At 65.4% G+C, this 17288-nt stretch carries 18 protein-coding genes; 6 read left to right on the top strand and 12 right to left on the bottom strand.

Annotated elements, in window-relative coordinates:
* Nucleotides 1–22 precede the first annotated feature (22 nt).
* A complete protein-coding gene (locus HNO53_RS01700) occupies nt 23–892 on the top strand; it encodes an NAD-dependent protein deacetylase (RefSeq protein ID WP_209475725.1) in 870 nt (289 codons plus the stop codon).
* On the opposite strand, the gene HNO53_RS01705 is transcribed toward HNO53_RS01700, so the two are convergent.
* The 3 genes from HNO53_RS01705 to HNO53_RS01715 all read right to left on the bottom strand — a co-directional run bounded on the left by HNO53_RS01705 (nt 864) and on the right by HNO53_RS01715 (nt 2490).
* Nucleotides 864–1265: a YbaY family lipoprotein gene (locus tag HNO53_RS01705; RefSeq protein ID WP_209475726.1), complete on the bottom strand. Its 402-nt coding sequence runs from the start codon at nt 1263–1265 to the stop codon at nt 864–866. The two genes, HNO53_RS01700 and HNO53_RS01705, sit on opposite strands and share 29 nt — an antisense overlap.
* A 14-nt stretch (nt 1266–1279) precedes the next feature.
* The gene (locus HNO53_RS01710; protein ID WP_209475727.1) at nt 1280–1654 is read right to left on the bottom strand and encodes a translation initiation factor Sui1; all 375 of its coding nucleotides are present in this window, start codon (nt 1652–1654) and stop codon (nt 1280–1282) included.
* A 137-nt stretch (nt 1655–1791) separates the two neighbouring features.
* A complete protein-coding gene (locus HNO53_RS01715; RefSeq protein WP_209475728.1) occupies nt 1792–2490 on the bottom strand; it encodes an HAD family hydrolase in 699 nt (232 codons plus the stop codon).
* Between the two features lie 462 nt (nt 2491–2952).
* On the opposite strand from HNO53_RS01715, the gene HNO53_RS01720 reads away from it, so the two are divergent.
* Nucleotides 2953–3417, top strand: a complete 465-nt coding sequence (locus HNO53_RS01720; RefSeq protein WP_209478750.1) for a hypothetical protein — start codon at nt 2953–2955, stop codon at nt 3415–3417.
* Between the two features lie 257 nt (nt 3418–3674).
* On the opposite strand, the gene HNO53_RS01725 is transcribed toward HNO53_RS01720, so the two are convergent.
* The 8 genes from HNO53_RS01725 to HNO53_RS01760 all read right to left on the bottom strand — a co-directional run bounded on the left by HNO53_RS01725 (nt 3675) and on the right by HNO53_RS01760 (nt 11378).
* Nucleotides 3675–4256, bottom strand: coding sequence for a COG4315 family predicted lipoprotein (locus HNO53_RS01725; RefSeq protein WP_209475729.1), 582 nt, complete (start codon nt 4254–4256; stop codon nt 3675–3677).
* A gap of 62 nt (nt 4257–4318) precedes the next feature.
* Nucleotides 4319–4600 (bottom strand): hypothetical protein, encoded by a 282-nt coding sequence (locus HNO53_RS01730; protein ID WP_338034798.1) that lies wholly within the window; start codon nt 4598–4600, stop codon nt 4319–4321.
* 161 nt (nt 4601–4761) lie between these two features.
* A complete protein-coding gene (locus HNO53_RS01735) occupies nt 4762–5745 on the bottom strand; it encodes a 2-hydroxyacid dehydrogenase (RefSeq protein WP_209475730.1) in 984 nt (327 codons plus the stop codon).
* Nucleotides 5746–5772: 27 nt separating this feature from the next.
* Nucleotides 5773–6756: a sugar kinase gene (locus tag HNO53_RS01740; protein ID WP_209475731.1), complete on the bottom strand. Its 984-nt coding sequence runs from the start codon at nt 6754–6756 to the stop codon at nt 5773–5775.
* Nucleotides 6753–7802, bottom strand: coding sequence for a LacI family DNA-binding transcriptional regulator (locus tag HNO53_RS01745; protein ID WP_209475732.1), 1050 nt, complete (start codon nt 7800–7802; stop codon nt 6753–6755). The genes HNO53_RS01740 and HNO53_RS01745 overlap by 4 nt, the downstream gene beginning before the upstream one ends.
* 183 nt (nt 7803–7985) lie before the next feature.
* Nucleotides 7986–9050 carry a class II fructose-bisphosphate aldolase gene (gene fba / locus HNO53_RS01750; protein ID WP_209475733.1) on the bottom strand — a complete coding sequence of 355 codons (1065 nt, stop codon included), beginning with the start codon at nt 9048–9050 and terminating at the stop codon, nt 7986–7988.
* A gap of 76 nt (nt 9051–9126) precedes the next feature.
* Complete coding sequence (locus HNO53_RS01755) at nt 9127–10293, bottom strand: phosphoglycerate kinase (RefSeq protein ID WP_209475734.1); 1167 nt, start codon at nt 10291–10293, stop codon at nt 9127–9129.
* Nucleotides 10293–11378, bottom strand: a complete 1086-nt coding sequence (locus HNO53_RS01760) for a type I glyceraldehyde-3-phosphate dehydrogenase (RefSeq protein ID WP_209475735.1) — start codon at nt 11376–11378, stop codon at nt 10293–10295. The genes HNO53_RS01755 and HNO53_RS01760 overlap by 1 nt, the downstream gene beginning before the upstream one ends.
* Before the next feature lie 201 nt (nt 11379–11579).
* On the opposite strand from HNO53_RS01760, the gene HNO53_RS01765 reads away from it, so the two are divergent.
* The 3 genes from HNO53_RS01765 to HNO53_RS01775 all read left to right on the top strand — a co-directional run bounded on the left by HNO53_RS01765 (nt 11580) and on the right by HNO53_RS01775 (nt 13651).
* Nucleotides 11580–12041, top strand: coding sequence for an Hsp20/alpha crystallin family protein (locus HNO53_RS01765; RefSeq protein WP_209475736.1), 462 nt, complete (start codon nt 11580–11582; stop codon nt 12039–12041).
* Between the two features lie 26 nt (nt 12042–12067).
* Nucleotides 12068–12475: an Hsp20/alpha crystallin family protein gene (locus HNO53_RS01770; protein WP_209475737.1), complete on the top strand. Its 408-nt coding sequence runs from the start codon at nt 12068–12070 to the stop codon at nt 12473–12475.
* 123 nt (nt 12476–12598) lie between these two features.
* Nucleotides 12599–13651, top strand: coding sequence for a class I fructose-bisphosphate aldolase (locus HNO53_RS01775; RefSeq protein WP_209475738.1), 1053 nt, complete (start codon nt 12599–12601; stop codon nt 13649–13651).
* An 87-nt stretch (nt 13652–13738) separates the two neighbouring features.
* Here HNO53_RS01775 and tkt read toward each other — a convergent pair whose 3' ends face one another.
* Nucleotides 13739–15745, bottom strand: a complete 2007-nt coding sequence (tkt, locus tag HNO53_RS01780) for a transketolase (RefSeq protein WP_209475740.1) — start codon at nt 15743–15745, stop codon at nt 13739–13741.
* 306 nt (nt 15746–16051) lie between these two features.
* Here tkt and metK point away from each other — a divergent pair, with 306 nt between their 5' ends.
* Nucleotides 16052–17272, top strand: coding sequence for a methionine adenosyltransferase (metK, locus tag HNO53_RS01785; protein ID WP_209475741.1), 1221 nt, complete (start codon nt 16052–16054; stop codon nt 17270–17272).
* Nucleotides 17273–17288 lie beyond the last annotated feature (16 nt).

The following is a 17288-nucleotide window of genomic DNA, read 5'->3' on the forward strand; positions in this document are numbered from 1 at the left end:
ACCGCAGCATGACGGATAGACGATGAACGATACACGACAGCCCGCCGTGACAGAAGCGGTAGAGCGATTGGGGGAGTTCGTGGCCGGCCATTCGCGCCTGGCCGTGCTGACCGGCGCCGGGGTCAGCACCGAGAGCGGCATCCCCGACTATCGTGATGCATCGGGCGCCTGGAAGTGCGCTCCGCCCATGCAGCACCGGCAGTTCATGACCAGCCATGCCGCACGACAGCGCTACTGGGCGCGCGCGCTGGTGGGGTTTCGCGCCCTGCATCAGGCGCGCCCCGGGGATGCTCATCGCGCCCTGGCGGCGCTGGAACGAGCCGGGGTCGTCCACGGTGTCATCACCCAGAATGTGGACGGCCTGCACCAGAAAGCCGGCTCCCGGCGCGTGATCGACCTGCATGGGCGCGCCGAGCAGGTGCGCTGCATGGGCTGTGGTGCTCTGCGCATGCGTCATGACCTGCATGCGGAGCTGAGCGAGCGTAATCCCCGTTGGCTGGAAGTGCAGGCCGAGGTGCGTCCCGATGGCGATGCCAGCCTGGAAACCGACTTCTCCTCTTTCGAAGTGCCCGGCTGCCGACGCTGTGGCCAAGGCATCTGGAAGCCGGACGTGGTGTTCTTCGGCGACAGCGTACCGCGGGAGCGGGTCTTCCGGGCTCAGGCGATGGTCGACGAGGCCGAGGCCTTACTGGTGGTGGGCTCGTCGCTGATGGTCTACTCCGGCTATCGATTTGCGCGTCAAGCCAGCGCTGCCGGCAAGCCGACCGCCTGCCTCAATCTGGGGCGTACGCGTGCCGATGCGCTCTACGCCCTCAAGCTCGAGGCCCCGGTGGGGGTGGTGCTCGCGGCGGTGGCCGCCAATCTCACGGGCGGGGATCGAGCGGCAGGCTGAGCGGGCCAGTGTCGGCAGCCGAGATCGGCACCGGCTCGGCAGTGACATGGGTCAGGCTGCCCTGCTGGCGCAGCTCGGCGGTCAGGCGTGGCGAGCGGGCTTGCTCGAGCGCGCGGCGGTCGAAGCGCAGCGTGACCGGCCAGGGCCCGTTCCCGCTCGGAGTGGAACGGGTTTCCGCCAAGGGCCCGCTGGCATCCCTCAGTTGCACCCGCAGCTCGGCATCCTGGGAGGGCACCAGCTTGGCGGGAGGCTCGATGCGCGTGTCGAGTTCAACGAAGTCGGGGCTACCGGCGCAGCCGGCCAGTGCCATCAGCATCAGCACGGCAGCGCCCAGTCGTGCCCGACGCGGCAAGTCGTTGCGGTGATGTGGCATCTCTTCTCCTTCTCTCAACCCCCTGCGAGCTTGACGGTATGCCCTAGGCGCTCGAGCTCGGCCTTGAGCAGTTCGCGGTGGTCGCCCTGGATCTCGATGACGCCGGCATTCACCGAGCCACCGGTTCCGCAACGCTTCTTGAGTGTCTTGGCCAGCGCCTTGAGCTCGGCACTGGCCAGCGGCAGGCCGGTGATGGTGGTTACCCCTTTTCCCTTGCGGCCGCTCGTCTCGCGCCGAATGCGCACAATACCGTCGAGTGCCGCGATGCGCGCCTGGTCGACCAGCTCGGCACATCGACACTCCTGTTGAGGGTGGCGGCAGTCGGGACAGATGTCGCCATGTTCGGTGGAATAGACCAGGCCGCGCAGTTGGTCCTGCAGTGAAGCCATGGAAGCTCCTGGCGTTGGGTAGATCGGTCGAGGATTACCGGAATGATAACGCCCGAGGTGAGCGTGTGCCTACGCAACATTGCTGCCGCGGCGGGATAAGCCGATATGGCGATGGAGGAAAGCGAGAATTCACGGCCTCAGCGGGCGTGGGCAACTTGCCGGCTGTCCATGGCCCTGGCGTGCGCCAGATTCTCTATCACCGTAGGAAGCTGATACATGCTGCTGATCATGATTGCCCCTTCCGGGGTTTCCTCGGCGTCGGGGTAGCGGTTCAGGTGGATCACCGTCATGCCAGCGTCGAGGGCGGCCCTGACTCCTACCAAGGCGTCATCGATGGCAATGCAGTCCTCGGCCTCGAATCCCATCAGTTGGGCAGCGTGCAGGTAGAGGCGGGGGTCGGGCTTCCAGCACTTGGCGGTATAGCCGCTGTACAGATTCGTCCCGAAGAAATCGGAGAAACCGATGGCCTTCAGGGAGGTGACGATCTTGTTCTCGGGGCCATTGGACACCACACCACACGGGTAGTTGGAGAGCGCCAGAAGTGCTTCGCGAGCCCCCGTGATCGGTGACAGCTCGCTTTCGAGCCGACGGTTCAGATTGCTGCGCATCTCCGTCTCGGTCTCGGCCAGGTGCAGTGGGTCGACGCTGCCATAGCGGTCCTCGAGCACTGCCACGATATTGCGGAAACGACTGCCGCGGAATTCGCCGATATAGTCACTCGCCTGGAAGGGCAGCCCCAGCCGGGTCAGGCTGGCAGCCATTTCGGCGGCCAGCAGGGGCTCGCTGTCGACCAACGTGCCATCACAATCGAAAAGTAGGCATAGGGGGCGAATCATACTGATCTTCCTTCGCAGTCTGTGACTGTCGAGCACCGTACCTTTTGTATCGGCATGCGGACCGTGAAGTTTAGGGACCGCATGTTTGCGAACGCTGTTTTCTAAGTATTGCCCGTAAGCGCAGCGTATTCAAGTCTGCATCGAACAGCCTCCGCTGCATGAGCATCCAAGGGCTCCCATTGAGAGCAGGCGAGGTTGGCTCGATCAGACCCATGTGTCAGAAATTACCACCGATCACCCCCTATCCCTGGGCACGCCATGGCATCTCTTGTTGTATGCAAGCCATTGTTTAATATGATTTCTTTTGAAATTTTGGTTAGTTGGCCCGACCGATGCTACCTTCAGAGTGAGCACGACATCCGGTCAAGACCCTGGCGCACAGGCGCACATTTTCTTACCGGTATGAACCGCGAAGCCTCGGCTTCAAGGAAACTCACGTTCAACTCCTCTGGAGGTGCGAACATGATGTCCAAGGAATTTCTCAAGAAACTCGGCATCGTCGGTATCACGTTTGGCCTGACCGCCAGCCCGCTGGCTCTTGCCGATTTTCATGACGAAGAGGACAAGCAGGGTGCCGTGTCGCAGGAGACGGCAACGGACGATGAATTCATGGGTACGGATGATACCGGTACCGGTGCGGAAACCGACGCTGATACCGGCATTGAGGCCGGCGCCGAGACGGGTGACAGCGGTCTGGGAACCGACGCTGGGACCGAAGCCGATCTAAATACCGAGACCGATAGCAACATGGGCACCGGTGCAGATGCAAACGATGGTGCCGCCATGGGTACCGATGATACCGGTACCGCCGCAGGTGCAGGCGCCGATACCGGCATCGAAGCCGGTGCCGAGACTGGCGACAGCGGTCTGGGTACCGATGCTGGCGCTGAAGTCGAGGGCGATGCTGCCAACGACAACGACTGGTAAGAAGAGAACGAAGAGGAAGAGTGGGAAGAGGATCAGGAGGACGACCAGGATTGGTAATCGCTGATACCCAAGGATGGGTAATCGCCATCAAGGAGGATGGCGACGTCACCTGAGGTTGATTCCATCAACCACCTCGGACCCGCCCCCGGCTCACGCTGGGGGCGGTTCTCTGTGTGCCTGCCCAAGGTTGGCTTTCGACAACAAAGCGATGGTCAATTATCAGGCCCTTGTGGCTCGGTGACGCTGGCTCTCTGGGGTCAAGGTTCGGGCTCAACCGGCTCGGCCTGTTTCTGCACATCCGTTTCGATGACCTCGCCTTCGGGTGAGATCAGATACCAGTGGCCACCCAGGTGGTCGAGGCCTTGGCCCAAGGCATCGCCGGGGTAGACGTCACGCGCGAAGTAATAGAGCGGCCAGCCGTCGTAAGTGACCTGTGCTGAGCCATCCTCGCGCTCGAAGGTATCCAGCCGCTCGGCATCGATGTCGTCGCCGGCATTTGGTGAGTCCGTGGTCGTGTAGGGCGGCCAGGCAATGGCGCAGGTCTCATCACAGGTGCTGTAGCCCCCGCCCTGCTCGTCTTGCATGAATACGTACAGGCTCTTGCCGTCCTGATTGGTCAGGTAGCGGCCGAAGGGCTCCGTCTCGGCAACCTCGAGGCGAGCCCGGCCCTCGGGCGTCGATCTGGCTTCGAGCTGCTGCTCCGACTCCTCGGGATCCATGCCCTCGACCGTCATGGGACTCTCGTTGCCACCGGTCTCGGTGGTTTCCGGCCCGGCAAGGGCCGGTCCGATCAAGACGGCCGCGGCCACTAGGCTGCCTGCCAGTGCACTTGGCTTCATATGACGTCTCCTTGTCAGGGTGTTCTTTTCACTTTAGGTAGCGAGGCGGGAAAGGGGCAAACTCAGTGCTGGCGGGAGAGCCGCCGCGAATTGGCGCTGCTACGGCGATGGTAGGGCGTCATGGAGCGCCGGCTCGTCACCCACCAAGGGGTCGTCTGGCCGAACATCATGCCAAGCATGGCCTTTTGCCAGACGAGACCGGTCTCCATGCCGGCTTCGAGCTTCTCGGTCACCATCCGCTGGTTTTCCCCGAGCATTCTGGCGCTGGTGGGAGGCTGGGTGTGCCACAGGCCATGGCGCATGGCGATAGTGCTGAACGAAGTGGTCCACAGCTCTAATGTCATGACACCCAGCTTCCAAACGTCGAACATGGCAGTGGGCGTGGTTGGGATAAGCGGTGAATGGAAAAATGACATCGTGACTCCTTGTCGGCTGTTACAGGTGGTTCCTCATCAATTACCCTTCCTAGTCTTGGTTACTTTATGCTGCGATGCAACAAAGTTGCTCAGCGTCGTGGTTTACAGGCCGCCTCGTTGACCAGGCTGATCGGCCGCTGGCCTTCGAGCGCGAGCGTAATGTTGTCTACCGCTCGCTGGGCCATGGCGTCACGGGTCTCGTGGGTGGCCGAGCCGATGTGCGGGAGCGCTACGACATTGGGCATGTGCGGCAGAGGTGACTCCGGCGAGAGCGGTTCCTGCTCGAACACGTCGAGGCCGGCGGCGCGAATCTCGCCGCTCTCCAGCGCACCAATCAGTGCCGCCTCGTCGACCACCTTGCCGCGGGCAATGTTGACGAAGATCGCTGAGCGCTTCATCAGGCCGAACTCGCGCTTGCCGATCAGGTGGGTCGTCTCGGCCGAGAGCGGCACGGTCACGCAGACGAAGTCGCTCTGCGCCAGCAGTTCGTCCAGTTCGCAGCGCACTGCGCCCAGTTCACGCTCCAGCTCGGGCTTGGGCGAGGCGAAGGCGTAGCGTACTTGCATGCCGAAGCCCAGGGCGCCGCGGCGGGCCACGGCGGCGCCGATACGTCCCAGTCCGATCATGCCCAGCGTCTTGCCGTGCACGTCACTGCCGAAGTGGGCCTCGCCGATGCTCTCTTGCCAATCGCCGCGCTTGACGAATTCGGCCAGCTCGATGGCGCGCCTGGCCGAGGCCATGAGCAGCAGGAAGCCGGTGTCGGCAGTGGTCTCGGTGAGCACGTCGGGGGTATTGCACAGCAGGATGCCGCGCCGGGTCAGTTCGTCGACGGGATAGTTGTCGTAACCCACCGAGATGCTGGCGATGGCCTCCAGCTGCGGCGCTGCGTCGAGCAGTTCGGACGTGATGGGAAGGCTCGAGCCGACGATGCCGTGGGCCTGGCTCAACGCTTGGAGAAAGCCGGGGTCGTCGGTGCTCTTCAGCGCTTTGAAGTAGTCGACATGAAAGCGCTGCCTGAGCTGGTCGAGGTGTGTCGGCTTGAGGCGGCTGTAGGCGACGATGCGTTTTGTCATTGTCTCGCTCCGGTGTTGGCGGCTCGGTTACGGCAAGTCTGGCAGATGGCGCTCGAGTTCGGTCAGGCGCGCGCGGCTCGGCAGGCCTTCCATGTCGCCCCGTACCTGCACGGCCTCGGCGCCGATCAGGTTGCCGCGGCGAGCAGCGGCCTGCGGCGAGCGGCCGTCGAGCAGGGCGCTGATCACGCCTACGGCGAAACCGTCGCCGGCGCCCACGGTATCCACCACTTGCTCGACCGAAAAGCCCTCCGTGGTGGCTTCCGTCTCGCGCCCTCCCAGCACGCCGCGGTAGTAAGCCCCCTCGGGACCGAGCTTGAGGAACACTGCCTTGGCGCCACGCTCGAGATAGAAGGCGGCAATATCGCGGGGCGTGTCGAGCCCGGTCAGCAGGCGACCTTCTGCCAGGCCCGGCAACACCCAGTCGGCCTTCGCCGCCAGTGCGTTGAGTGTCTCGCGCATCCGTGTCTCGCTGGGCCACAGGCTGGGGCGCAGGTTGGGATCGAAGGAGATGCTGCCGCCCTGCGCGTGGATCCGGTCGAGCATGTGCAGGGTCAGCTCGTGGCAGCTGGCGGAAAGAGCGGGAGGAATGCCGGTGGCGTGCAGGTGGCGGGAGGCGGCGAAGTCGACCTGGGCGGCATCCTCGGGGGCCATGTGGCTGGCCGCACTGCCGCGCCTGAAGTATGCCACCCTGGGGTCGGCTCCCTCCTCGGCGCGCTCCTTGAACATCAGGCCGGTGGTGTGATCCGCGTCCACCGTCAGGTAGCGACAGTCGAGCCCCTCGGCCTCTAGCGTGCGCCGAATATAGGCGCCGAAACCGTCACTGCCGACGCGGCTCAGCCAGCCGACGCGAAAACCGAGTCGGGCCAGGCCGATGGCGACGTTGGTGTCGGCCCCGGCGATGCCACGGCGAAAGCACTCCACCTCCTCCATCGCGCCGGGTGTCTCGGCCACGAACAGGGCCATGGCTTCGCCGAAGGCGAGAATTTCTGGTGCGAGCATGGCGTCTTTCATGGCGTCTCCGTGTCGTTGTCGGTGATTGGCAGGCGAGTCGAGCCGCGGGCGATCAGTGTCGGGGAAAACAGCGTGTGGCGTGGCGGCAGGGCGGCACCGCCATCGTCGAGTCGGGCCAGCAACTGCTGCACGGCGGCGCGACCGATGGTCTCGGTGGGTTGGGCCAGGTTGGTGATGCCGGGCGGCACGAGGCTGCACCAGTCGAGCTCGTCGATACCCAGCAGGCCGACTTCGCCCAGGCGGATGCCCAAGGCCTGCAGCGCACGGGTGGCGGCCAAGGTCACGTTGCCGTTGGCGCACAGCACCGCAGCGGGACGGCCGGCGCGGGCGAGGAACGCTTCGAGGAGTGCACCGACCGCGCTGCCGTCGAGGGCCGGATCGTGGCGTTCGCCGTCAAGTGCCGGCTCTTCGGACAGGCGCTGCTCGAAACGCTGCCAGCGCTGCTGGCGTGGGCTGGCTAGGCCCACCGGTTCGCTGAGAAACAGTAGGTGGCGGTAGCCTTGGGCACTCAGGTGATCAATGGCCATGTCGACGGCGAGCGCATTGTCGAGGCCGACCCTGTCCGCTTCGAGCTCCTCGAGCCAGCGATCGACCAGGACCAGCGGCAGGCCCTGTTCGGCCATGGCCTGAAGTTCGCGGGTGGGCTGGCCGGCGGCGTTGATCATCAGCCCCTCGACCCGGTAGGAGGCGAGCAGGGAGAGATGGGTGCGCTCCTGTGCCGGGTCGTTGCCGGTATTGGCCACCAATAGCGAATAGCCTTGCTCACGGCAGGCCTGCTCGACGCCATGCATCACCGCCACCGAATAGGGGTTGCGAATGTCGGCCACCAGCATGCCGAGCAGCCGCGAGCGGCCGCCCTTGAGGCCGCGGGCGATCTGGTTGGGGCGATAGCCGAGCTTGTGCGCGGCCTCGCCGATACGCTGGCGCAGCGCCGGCGAGAGCCGCTCGCGCTCGCCGCCGAAGTAGCGCGACACGCTGGTCTTGGAGGCGCCGGCCTCGCGTGCCACTTCGAGGATAGTGGGATGCCGAGAGGTGGGTGCAGGCATGTGATACCTCGAATGGGAACGTTCCCATCCTAGATCGCACGAGGCGCGGGGACAAGTCTTGTGCACACCGGGTGGAACGCAAAGTGGTGAAAGGGAATGTCAGGCGGTGCGGAAAACGGGGGCTGTGCAGAGAAAGAGAAGGGCGACCCTCAGGCCGCCCTTCTCGTGCTAAAAGCGAGAGGATTACTTGACCTTGGGATCCAGCTCGCCGCGGGCGTAGCGCTCGAACATCGCCTCGAGGCTGATCGGCTTGATGCGGCTGGCGTTGCCGGCGGTGCCGAAGGCCTCGTAGCGGGCAATGCAGACGTCGCGCATGGCGGTCACGGTTTCCTTGAGGTACTTGCGCGGGTCGAACTCGCCGGGGTTCTTGGCCAGGAAGCGACGCACCGCGCCGGTGGAGGCCAGGCGCAGGTCGGTGTCGATGTTGACCTTGCGCACGCCATGCTTGATGCCCTCGACGATCTCCTCGACCGGCACGCCGTAGGTCTCGGGGATCTCGCCGCCGAACTCGTTGATGACGGCCAGCCACTCCTGGGGTACCGAGGAGGAGCCGTGCATCACCAGGTGGGTATCGGGGATGCGCGCGTGGATCTCCTTGATGCGCTGGATCGACAGGGTATCGCCGGTGGGCGGCTTGGTGAATTTGTAGGCGCCGTGGCTGGTGCCGATGGCGATGGCCAGGGCGTCGACCTGGGTCGCCTTGACGAACTCGGCGGCCTCTTCCGGGTCGGTCAGCAGCTGGTCGTGGGAAAGCACGCCTTCGGCGCCGATGCCGTCCTCTTCACCGGCCATGCCGGTCTCCAGGCTGCCCAGGCAGCCCAGTTCGCCCTCCACCGAGACGCCACAGGCGTGGGCCATCTCGACGGTGCGGCGGGTGACGTCGACGTTGTAGTCGTAGTCCATCGGCGTCTTGCCGTCCTCGCCCAGCGAGCCGTCCATCATCACCGAGGAGAAGCCGAGCTGGATAGAGCGCTGGCACACCGCCGGCGAGGTACCGTGGTCCTGATGCATTACCACCGGGATGTGGGGGAATTCCTCCACCGCGGCCAGGATGAGATGGCGAAGGAAGGGGGCGCCAGCGTACTTGCGCGCACCGGCGGAGGCCTGGACGATCACCGGGGAATCGGTGGCGTCGGCCGCTTCCATGATGGCGCGCATCTGCTCGAGGTTGTTGACGTTGAATGCCGGAATGCCGTAGCCGCGCTCGGCGGCGTGGTCCAGCATCTGGCGCATGCTGATCAGTGCCATTGACTCACCTGTTCTCTTTCGATCTGTCTGGGGGCAGTGGGGCGCCGCCCGGTAGTGCCGGGCGGCAAGGGTTGGGTCAGCGGGCTGCGGCGTCTTCCAGGGCTTTGACGGCGGGCAGCACTTTGCCCTCGACGTATTCGAGGAAGGCGCCGCCGCCGGTGGAGATGTAGGAGACCCGTTCTTCGATCCCGTACTTGTCGATGGCGGCCAGGGTATCGCCGCCGCCGGCGATGGAGAAACCGTTGCTTTCGGCGATGGCCTGCGACAGCGCCTCGGTTCCCTTGCCGAACTGGTCGATCTCGAACACGCCCACCGGGCCGTTCCACAGGATGGTGCCGGCGTCCTTGAGCAGCCCGGCGAGGCGCCCGGCAGTGTCGGGGCCGATGTCGAGGATCATCTCGTCGTCGCCTACCTGGTCGACCGGCTTGACCACGGCCTCGGCCGATTCGGAGAACTCGGTGGCCACCACCACGTCGGTGGGCAGCGGGATCTCGACCTTGGCCATCAGCGCCTTGGCCTGGTCGACCAGGTCGGCTTCATGCAGCGACTTGCCGACGTTGTGGCCGGCCGCGGCGATGAAGGTGTTGGCGATGCCGCCGCCGACGATGAGCTGATCGCACTTGTCGGAGAGGGCGTTGAGTACCTCGAGCTTGGTTGAGACCTTGGAGCCGCCGACGATGGCGACCATCGGCCGCTTGGGCGTGGCCAACGCCTTCTCCAGCGCATCGAGTTCGGCGGCGAGCAGCGGGCCAGCGCAGGCCTGCGGGGCGAAACGCGCCACGCCGTGGGTCGAGGCCTGGGCGCGGTGGGCGGTGCCGAAGGCGTCCATGACGAAGATGTCGCACAACGCGGCGTACTGCTGCGCGAGGGTCTCGTCGTCTTTCTTCTCGCCCTGGTTGAAGCGCACGTTCTCGAGCAGCACCACTTCGCCGTCGGCCAGGTCCTGGGCGCTGTCGAGGTACTCCTCGACCAGCCGCACCGGGCGGCCGAGCAGCTCGCCGAGGCGCTCGGCCACCGGGGCCAGCGAGAACTCCTCGGCCGGTTCGCCCTCGGTGGGGCGGCCCAGATGGCTCATCAGCATTACCTTGGCGCCGGCCTCCATGGCCGCCTGGATGGTTGGCAGGCTGGCCCGTAGGCGAGCGTCGCTGGTTACCTTGCCGTGCTTGACGGGTACGTTCAGGTCCTCGCGGATCAGCACGCGCTTGCCGCGCAGGTCGAGGTCGGTCATCTTGAGCACGTTCATCAGGCGTCTTCCTTTCCTTGATGGGGAATTCGAAGCCGGGGCACCGCGGGAAGCGCCGCCATGCGCTGGGCGACGTCGAGCATGCGGTTGGCGAAGCCCCACTCGTTATCGAACCAGCACAGCAGCTTGATCAGGCGGTTTCCCGCCACCCGGGTCTGAGTGGCGTCAACGATACCCGAGCGGGGGTCGTGGTTGAAGTCGACCGAGGCCGTGGGCTCCTCGCTGTAGCCGAGCAGCCCGGACAGCGGGCCGGCACTGGCCTCGCGCAGCAGGGCGTTGACCTCGGCGGCCGAGGTGTCGCGGCGCACGCAGATCGCCATGTCCATGGCCGAGACGTTGATCGTTGGCACGCGCATGTGCAGGCACTCGAAGCGCCCGGCCAGGTGCGGCATCAGGCGGTTGATGCCGCGGGCGAGGCTGGTGTCGACAGGCACGATGGAATGCATCGCCGAGCGCGTCAGGCGCAGGTCGGTCTGGTGGTAGGCGTCGATCACCGGCTGGTCGTTCATTGCCGAGTGCACGGTGGTGGTTACGCCGTGCTCGATGCCCAGGGCTTCGTCGAGCACGGTGAGTACCGGCACCAGGCAGTTGGTGGTGCACGAGGCCGCCGAGACGATGCGCTGTTCGGCCGCCAGTTCGTCGTCGTTGATGCCGCACACGATGGTGGTGTCGACATCGCTCTCGGCGGGCTGGGAAAACAGCAGGCGCCCGGCGCCCGCAGCGAGGTGACGTTCGGCGGTGGCGCGATCCTTGAAGCTGCCCGAGCACTCCAGCACCAGGTCGATGCCGAGCTCGGCCCAGGGCAGGCGAGTCGGGTCGGACTCGTTCAGCACCGTGATGGAGCGGTCGTCGACGATCAGACGGCCGTCGGTCGTGTCGACCCGGCCGGGGAAGCGGCCGTGGGTGGTGTCGTAACGGGTCAGGTAGGCGATGGTGTCCAGGTCGGAGAGCTCGTTGATCGCCACGACTTCCAGGGAGGGGGCGCTCGGCGATGCCGCGGCCCGTTCGCGCTGGCGCTCGACCAGTGCGCGCAGTACACACTGACCGATTCGACCGTATCCATTGATGGCGATGCGCTGGGCCATGCTTGCCTGGCTCTCCTCGAACGGAAAGCGGGGATTCTACCGCAAAAGCGGCGCGACGTCCCGGCTCGCGGATGCGTGTCGCGGGGCCTTGAAAGCCCGCCGCTAGCCCCTATTTGTTCTTTACGGGACGTCGTCGGCCGGTGTGGTTGCCGAATTCGGCATCCCGTTTCCTGGTGATGAAAAGCGTAGGAGGTGTTCGTCATGTTCGGAGATCTCAGGCGTTTCGATACCGGGTCTCCCTGGAGTGTGGACTGGTTTCGGGAATGGCTGGACGAGGTATTCCCGGAGCCTGGGGCGACCGATATCCGTGCGGTACCGCGCGGTACCTTCCCGATGATCAATATCGGACGCACCGACGATGCGGTGCGGGTCTACGTCTTTGCCGCAGGCCTTGCGGCAGGCGATCTCGAACTCAGCCTTCAGGACAATGTCCTGACCGTGCAGGGGGAACGCAAGGTCGCCACCGACGAGACGGAGGGCGATGCGCGGCGTCCCTATTTTCGTCGCGAGCGCGCAGGCGGAAGCTTCACTCGCTCCATTGCCCTGCCCGAAGGGCTCGATGCCGACCGGGCCGAGGCGCGCTGGCGCAACGGCGTGTTCGAGATCACGCTGCCCAAGCGTGAGGAGCTCAAGCCGAGGCGTATCGAGATCCAGTCGGCATGATGTCGAGCAGAAGGAGGTGAACGGCAATGAACGAGATCACTCGGCAGCAATCGACCCGTCAGCCCCGTGTACAGGGGGGCGAAGACTCCCGCGGCGAGCGTGATCGGGCGCTGCAGCCACCGGTCGACATTTACGAGGAGGGTAACGCCCTGCACCTGGTAGCCGACCTTCCCGGGGTCACACCGGAGTCGCTGAGCATCGAGGTGGACAACAACATGCTGAGCCTGGAAGCTGAGATTCGCCTGGAGATGCCCGAGCGCATGACGGCCATCTATGCCGAAGTCCGGGCTCAGCGATTCGCGCGCCGCTTCACGCTCAGCCACGAGATCGATGGTGACGCCATCGAGGCGCGCATCGACAAGGGCGTGCTGCATTTGCGGCTACCCAAGAAGCCATCGCACCAGCGCCGCCGTATCGAGGTCAGGGCGGCCTGAGCGAAGCCCGACTGGCGCCCTTCCCGTACGGGAAGGGCGCTTCCGTTTGCAAGCAGGGCACACGCTCGGTACGGTTTTCACTACGCTGGGAATAGCGATTCACGACACCATGGAGAGGAAGACATGACCGACATACCCCAACTGCTGGGTGACGACGCCGACTACCTGCTCGATCACCGCTGCCGTGGCTTTCCCCGCGAACAGCTGCACCTGCCCGGGCCCGACTTCGTCAGCCGTGTGGTGGCCGACAGCGACCGCAGCCCGGCGGTGATGCGCAGCCTGCAGGCGCTGTTCGACCACGGCCGGCTGGCGGGCACCGGCTACCTCAGCCTGCTGCCGGTGGACCAGGGCATCGAGCACTCCGCCGGGGCCTCCTTCGCCCCCAACCCACGCTACTTCGACCCGGCCAACATCGTCGAGCTGGCCATCGAGGGTGGCTGCAACGGCGTGGCCTCCACCCTGGGCGTGCTCTCTTCCGTGGCGCGCCGCTACGCCCATCGCATCCCGATGATGCTCAAGCTTAACCACAACGAGACGCTGAGCTATCCGGCGATGTACGACCAGACCCTGTTCGCGGAGGTGGAGCAGGCTCACGACATGGGCTGCGTGGCGGTGGGTGCCACCATCTACTTCGGCTCGCCCGAGAGCCGCCGCCAGATCATGGAGATCAGCGAAGCCTTCGAGCGGGCGCACCAGCTCGGCATGGCCACGGTACTGTGGGCCTACCTGCGCAATCCCGCATTCAAGCACGAGGGCAAGGACTACCACGTGGCGGCCGACCTCACCGGCCAGGCCAACCACCTCGCCTCGACCATCAAGGCCGACATCGTCAAACAGAAGCTGCCCGAGACTAACGGCGGCTACCAGGACATCGGCTTCGGTCACACTCACGCCAAGGTCTACAGCGAGTTGACCTCCGAGCATCCCATCGACCTGGCTCGCTACCAGGTGGCGTGCTGCTACATGGGCCGCGCCGGACTGATCAACTCCGGCGGTGGCTCCAAGGGCCATTCGGACATGGGCGAAGCGGTGCGCACTGCGGTAATCAACAAGCGTGCCGGCGGCATGGGCCTGATCTCGGGGCGCAAGGCGTTCCAGAAGCCCATGACCGAGGGCGTCGAGCTGCTCCAGGCCATTCAGGACGTCTATCTCGACAAGAGCGTGACGGTGGCCTGAACGTCATCGGGCATACCCGCCAAAGCAGAAGGGCACGACCGTGAGGTCGTGCCCTTCTTCCATGCCGCTCAGTGCTGGGTCAGGAAGTTAGCCCAGCAGCTCATTGGCCTTTTCGAGCACATTCTCCTTGGTGAAGCCGAAGTGCTTGAACAGGTCGCCCGCCGGGGCCGACTCGCCGTAAGTGGTCATGCCGATCACGCGGCCGTCGAGACCCACGTACTTGTACCAGTAGTCGGCGTGGCCGGCTTCGATGGCGATACGCTTGGTCACCGCGCGCGGCAGCACTTTCTCGCGGTACTCGGCGTCCTGGCCGTCGAAGCGGTAGGCCGAGGGCATCGAGACCACGCGCACCGCGCGGCCCTGGTTCTCCAGTTCGGCGGCGGCGTCCATCGCCAGGCCGACCTCGGAGCCGGTGGCGATCAGGATCAGCTCGGGGGTGCCTTCACTGTCCTTGAGCACACTGTCCTTGAGAACATAGGCGCCGCGCTGGATCTCGGCCAGCTGCTGCTTGCTGCGCTCCTGGTGGGGCAGGTTCTGGCGCGACAGCACCAGCGCGGTGGGGCCGGAGTTGCGCTTGATCGCGGCATCCCAGGCGGCGGCGGTCTCGACCGCGTCGCAGGGGCGCCAGGTGCACAGGTTGGGCGTGGTGCGCAGGTTGGTCAGCTGCTCGATCGGCTGGTGGGTGGGGCCGTCCTCGCCCAGGCCGATGGAGTCGTGGGTGAACACATAGATGGCACGCTTGCCCATCAGCGCCGCCATGCGCACCGAGTTGCGCATGTACTCCATGAAGATCAGGAAGGTGGCGCCGTAGGGGATGAAGCCGCCGTGCAGCACGATGCCGTTCATGATCGCGCCCATGCCGAACTCGCGCACGCCGTAGTGCAGGTAGTTGCCGCTCGGATTCTCCCGCGAGATCGGCTTGGCGCCGCTCCAGAAGGTGAGGTTGGAGGGGGCGAGGTCGGCGCTACCGCCAAGCAGCTCGGGCAGCTGCGGGCCGAGTTCGTTGAGGCATAGCAGCGAGGCCTTGCGCGTGGCGATGGTCTCGCCTTGCTCCTGCATCTTTTCGATGAACGCCTCGCTGGTGATCTCCGCCGGCAGCTGGCACTGGGTGCGGCGGGAGAAATCTCGGGCGAGTTCCGGATGTTCGTCGCGATAACGGGCGAAGCGCGCCTGCCAGTCGTCCTGCTGGGTCTTGCCCTGCTCGCGGGCATCCCAGGCCTGGTAGATCGGCTCGGGCACATGGAACGGCGCGTGCGGCCAGTCGAGCTGCTTGCGTGCAGCGGCAACTTCTTCGTCGCCCAGCGGTGCGCCGTGACACTCTTCCTTGCCTTGTTTGTTGGGCGCGCCGAAGCCGATGATGGTCTTGCAGATAATCAGGCTCGGCTTCTCTTCATGGCTGCGCGCCAGTTCGATGGCCGCCTTGATCTGCTCGGGGTCGTGGCCATCGACGTTGGGCACCACGTGCCAGCCGTAAGCTTCGAAGCGCTTGGCGGTGTCGTCGGTGAACCAGCCCTCGACCTCGCCGTCGATGGAGATGCCGTTGTCGTCGTAGAACACCGTGAGCTTGCCCAGCCCCAGGGTGCCGGCCAGCGAGCCCACCTCATGGGAGATGCCCTCCATCATGCAACCGTCGCCGGCGAAGCAGTAGGTTTGGTGATCGACGATGGTGTGGCCGGGGCGGTTGAACTGGGCCGCCAGGGTCTTCTCGGCGATGGCCATGCCCACGGCATTGGCCAGGCCTTGGCCCAGCGGGCCGGTGGTGGTCTCGATGCCCGGCGCGTAGCCGAACTCGGGGTGGCCGGCGGTCTTGGCGTGCAGCTGGCGGAAGTTGCGCAGCTGCTCGAGTTCCAGCTCGTAGCCGGTCAGGTGCAGCAGGGAGTAGAGCAGCATCGAGCCGTGGCCGTTGGACAGCACGAAGCGGTCGCGGTCGGGCCATTTCGGGTCGTTGGGGTTGTGCTTGAGGTAGTCGTTCCACAGCACTTCGGCGATGTCTGCCATGCCCATCGGGGCGCCGGGATGGCCGGACTTGGCCTTCTGTACGGCATCCATGGACAGGGCGCGAATGGCATTGGCCAGTTCGAAACGGGATGGCATGTTGGGTTAGCTCCTCGCCTGCGGCAGAATGGGGCAAGTCAACGGCGGCCTGCCGGGCCTGCCGGTAGCGTTCTGGCTGGGCGCCGCAGGAAGGTACGGCGCGGTCGAATTCGGCCGCCTATTGTCGCCGACTTGCCGCCGTGCATCAAATGACGGGTGCCTCCCCGGGTGGCAGCATGTAAACTCGGGACCCCATGGTGCTGCATGCCTATCAGGCAGGAAGCCGGAGCGCATGCAGCTCGAGGGCCGCCGTTTCCGTTCGGCGGCACCGCTGCGCTTTGCCGATACACAGAAGGGTCGACACGCATGAGCGAATACTCCCTGTTCACCTCCGAATCCGTATCCGAAGGGCATCCGGACAAGATTGCCGACCAGATCTCCGATGCGGTGCTGGACGCCATCATCGCGCGCGACAAGCACGCCCGAGTGGCCTGCGAGACGCTGGTCAAGACCGGCGTGGCGATCGTTGCCGGCGAGATCAGCACGACTGCCTGGGTCGATCTGGAGGAGCTGGTGCGCCAGGTGATCATCGATATCGGCTATACCTCCTCGGAGGTCGGCTTCGACGGCGAGACCTGCGGCGTGCTCAACCTGATCGGCAAGCAGAGCGTGGATATTGCCCAGGGGGTCGATCGCAGCAAGCCCGAGGATCAGGGCGCAGGCGACCAGGGCCTGATGTTCGGCTACGCCACCAACGAGACCGACTCGTTCATGCCGGCGCCGATCCACTACGCGCATCGCCTGGTGGAACGCCAGGCCGAGCTGCGCAAGCACGGCCTGCTGCCGTGGCTGCGCCCGGATGCCAAGAGCCAGATCACCTTCCGCTACGACGAGGCGGGCCAGCCCTGCGGCGTCGAGGCGGTGGTGCTGTCGACCCAACACGCCCCTGAGATCGACCAGGAGGAGCTGCGGCGGATGGTCAGGCGCGAGATCATCGAGGAGGTGATCCCCGCCGAGTGGCTCTCCGAGTCGACCAAGTTCCATATCAACCCTACCGGCAAGTTCGTCATCGGCGGCCCGGTGGGCGACTGCGGCCTGACCGGGCGCAAAATCATCGTCGATACCTACGGCGGCATGGCGCGCCACGGCGGCGGCGCCTTCTCCGGCAAGGATCCTTCCAAGGTCGATCGCAGCGCCGCCTATGCCGGCCGCTACGTGGCCAAGAACGTCGTGGCCGCCGGGCTTGCCGACAAGTGCGAGATCCAGGTCTCCTACGCCATCGGTGTGGCCGAGCCCACCTCGGTGTCGATCAATACCTTCGGCACCGGCAAGGTGGACGAGGCGCGCATCATCGAACTGGTGCGCGAGCACTTCGACCTGCGTCCCTTTGCCATCACCCGCATGCTCGATCTGCTCCACCCCATGTACCAGCTCACGGCGGCCTACGGCCACTTCGGCCGCGAACCGTTCGAGGCCAGCTACAGCTGGACGGACACCAACGGCCAGGAGCATACCGAGACGTTCACCGCCTTTCCCTGGGAGCGCACCGACCGCGCCGCGGCGCTGCGTCAGGCGGCGGGGCTGTAGCACGACAAGCCGCATG

It is taken from the genome of Billgrantia antri (assembly GCF_017868935.1).
GTDB lineage: Bacteria > Pseudomonadota > Gammaproteobacteria > Pseudomonadales > Halomonadaceae > Halomonas > Halomonas antri.

Bases quoted from the DNA above. Each gene is read 5' to 3' on its own strand.
- HNO53_RS01755 (WP_209475734.1), bottom strand. From the start codon at position 10,293: ATGAACGTGCTCAAGATGACCGACCTCGACCTGCGCGGCAAGCGCGTG.
- HNO53_RS01740 (WP_209475731.1), bottom strand. From the start codon at position 6,756: ATGAAAGACGCCATGCTCGCACCAGAAATTCTCGCCTTCGGCGAAGCC.
- HNO53_RS01720 (WP_209478750.1), top strand. From the start codon at position 2,953: ATGATGTCCAAGGAATTTCTCAAGAAACTCGGCATCGTCGGTATCACG.
- HNO53_RS01730 (WP_338034798.1), bottom strand. From the start codon at position 4,600: ATGACATTAGAGCTGTGGACCACTTCGTTCAGCACTATCGCCATGCGC.
- HNO53_RS01735 (WP_209475730.1), bottom strand. From the start codon at position 5,745: ATGACAAAACGCATCGTCGCCTACAGCCGCCTCAAGCCGACACACCTC.
- fba (WP_209475733.1), bottom strand. From the start codon at position 9,050: ATGGCACTGATCAGCATGCGCCAGATGCTGGACCACGCCGCCGAGCGC.
- metK (WP_209475741.1), top strand. From the start codon at position 16,052: ATGAGCGAATACTCCCTGTTCACCTCCGAATCCGTATCCGAAGGGCAT.
- HNO53_RS01700 (WP_209475725.1), top strand. From the start codon at position 23: ATGAACGATACACGACAGCCCGCCGTGACAGAAGCGGTAGAGCGATTG.
- HNO53_RS01765 (WP_209475736.1), top strand. From the start codon at position 11,580: ATGTTCGGAGATCTCAGGCGTTTCGATACCGGGTCTCCCTGGAGTGTG.
- HNO53_RS01760 (WP_209475735.1), bottom strand. From the start codon at position 11,378: ATGGCCCAGCGCATCGCCATCAATGGATACGGTCGAATCGGTCAGTGT.
- HNO53_RS01775 (WP_209475738.1), top strand. From the start codon at position 12,599: ATGACCGACATACCCCAACTGCTGGGTGACGACGCCGACTACCTGCTC.
- HNO53_RS01710 (WP_209475727.1), bottom strand. From the start codon at position 1,654: ATGGCTTCACTGCAGGACCAACTGCGCGGCCTGGTCTATTCCACCGAA.
- HNO53_RS01705 (WP_209475726.1), bottom strand. From the start codon at position 1,265: ATGCCACATCACCGCAACGACTTGCCGCGTCGGGCACGACTGGGCGCT.
- HNO53_RS01725 (WP_209475729.1), bottom strand. From the start codon at position 4,256: ATGAAGCCAAGTGCACTGGCAGGCAGCCTAGTGGCCGCGGCCGTCTTG.
- tkt (WP_209475740.1), bottom strand. From the start codon at position 15,745: ATGCCATCCCGTTTCGAACTGGCCAATGCCATTCGCGCCCTGTCCATG.
- HNO53_RS01770 (WP_209475737.1), top strand. From the start codon at position 12,068: ATGAACGAGATCACTCGGCAGCAATCGACCCGTCAGCCCCGTGTACAG.
- HNO53_RS01745 (WP_209475732.1), bottom strand. From the start codon at position 7,802: ATGCCTGCACCCACCTCTCGGCATCCCACTATCCTCGAAGTGGCACGC.
- HNO53_RS01715 (WP_209475728.1), bottom strand. From the start codon at position 2,490: ATGATTCGCCCCCTATGCCTACTTTTCGATTGTGATGGCACGTTGGTC.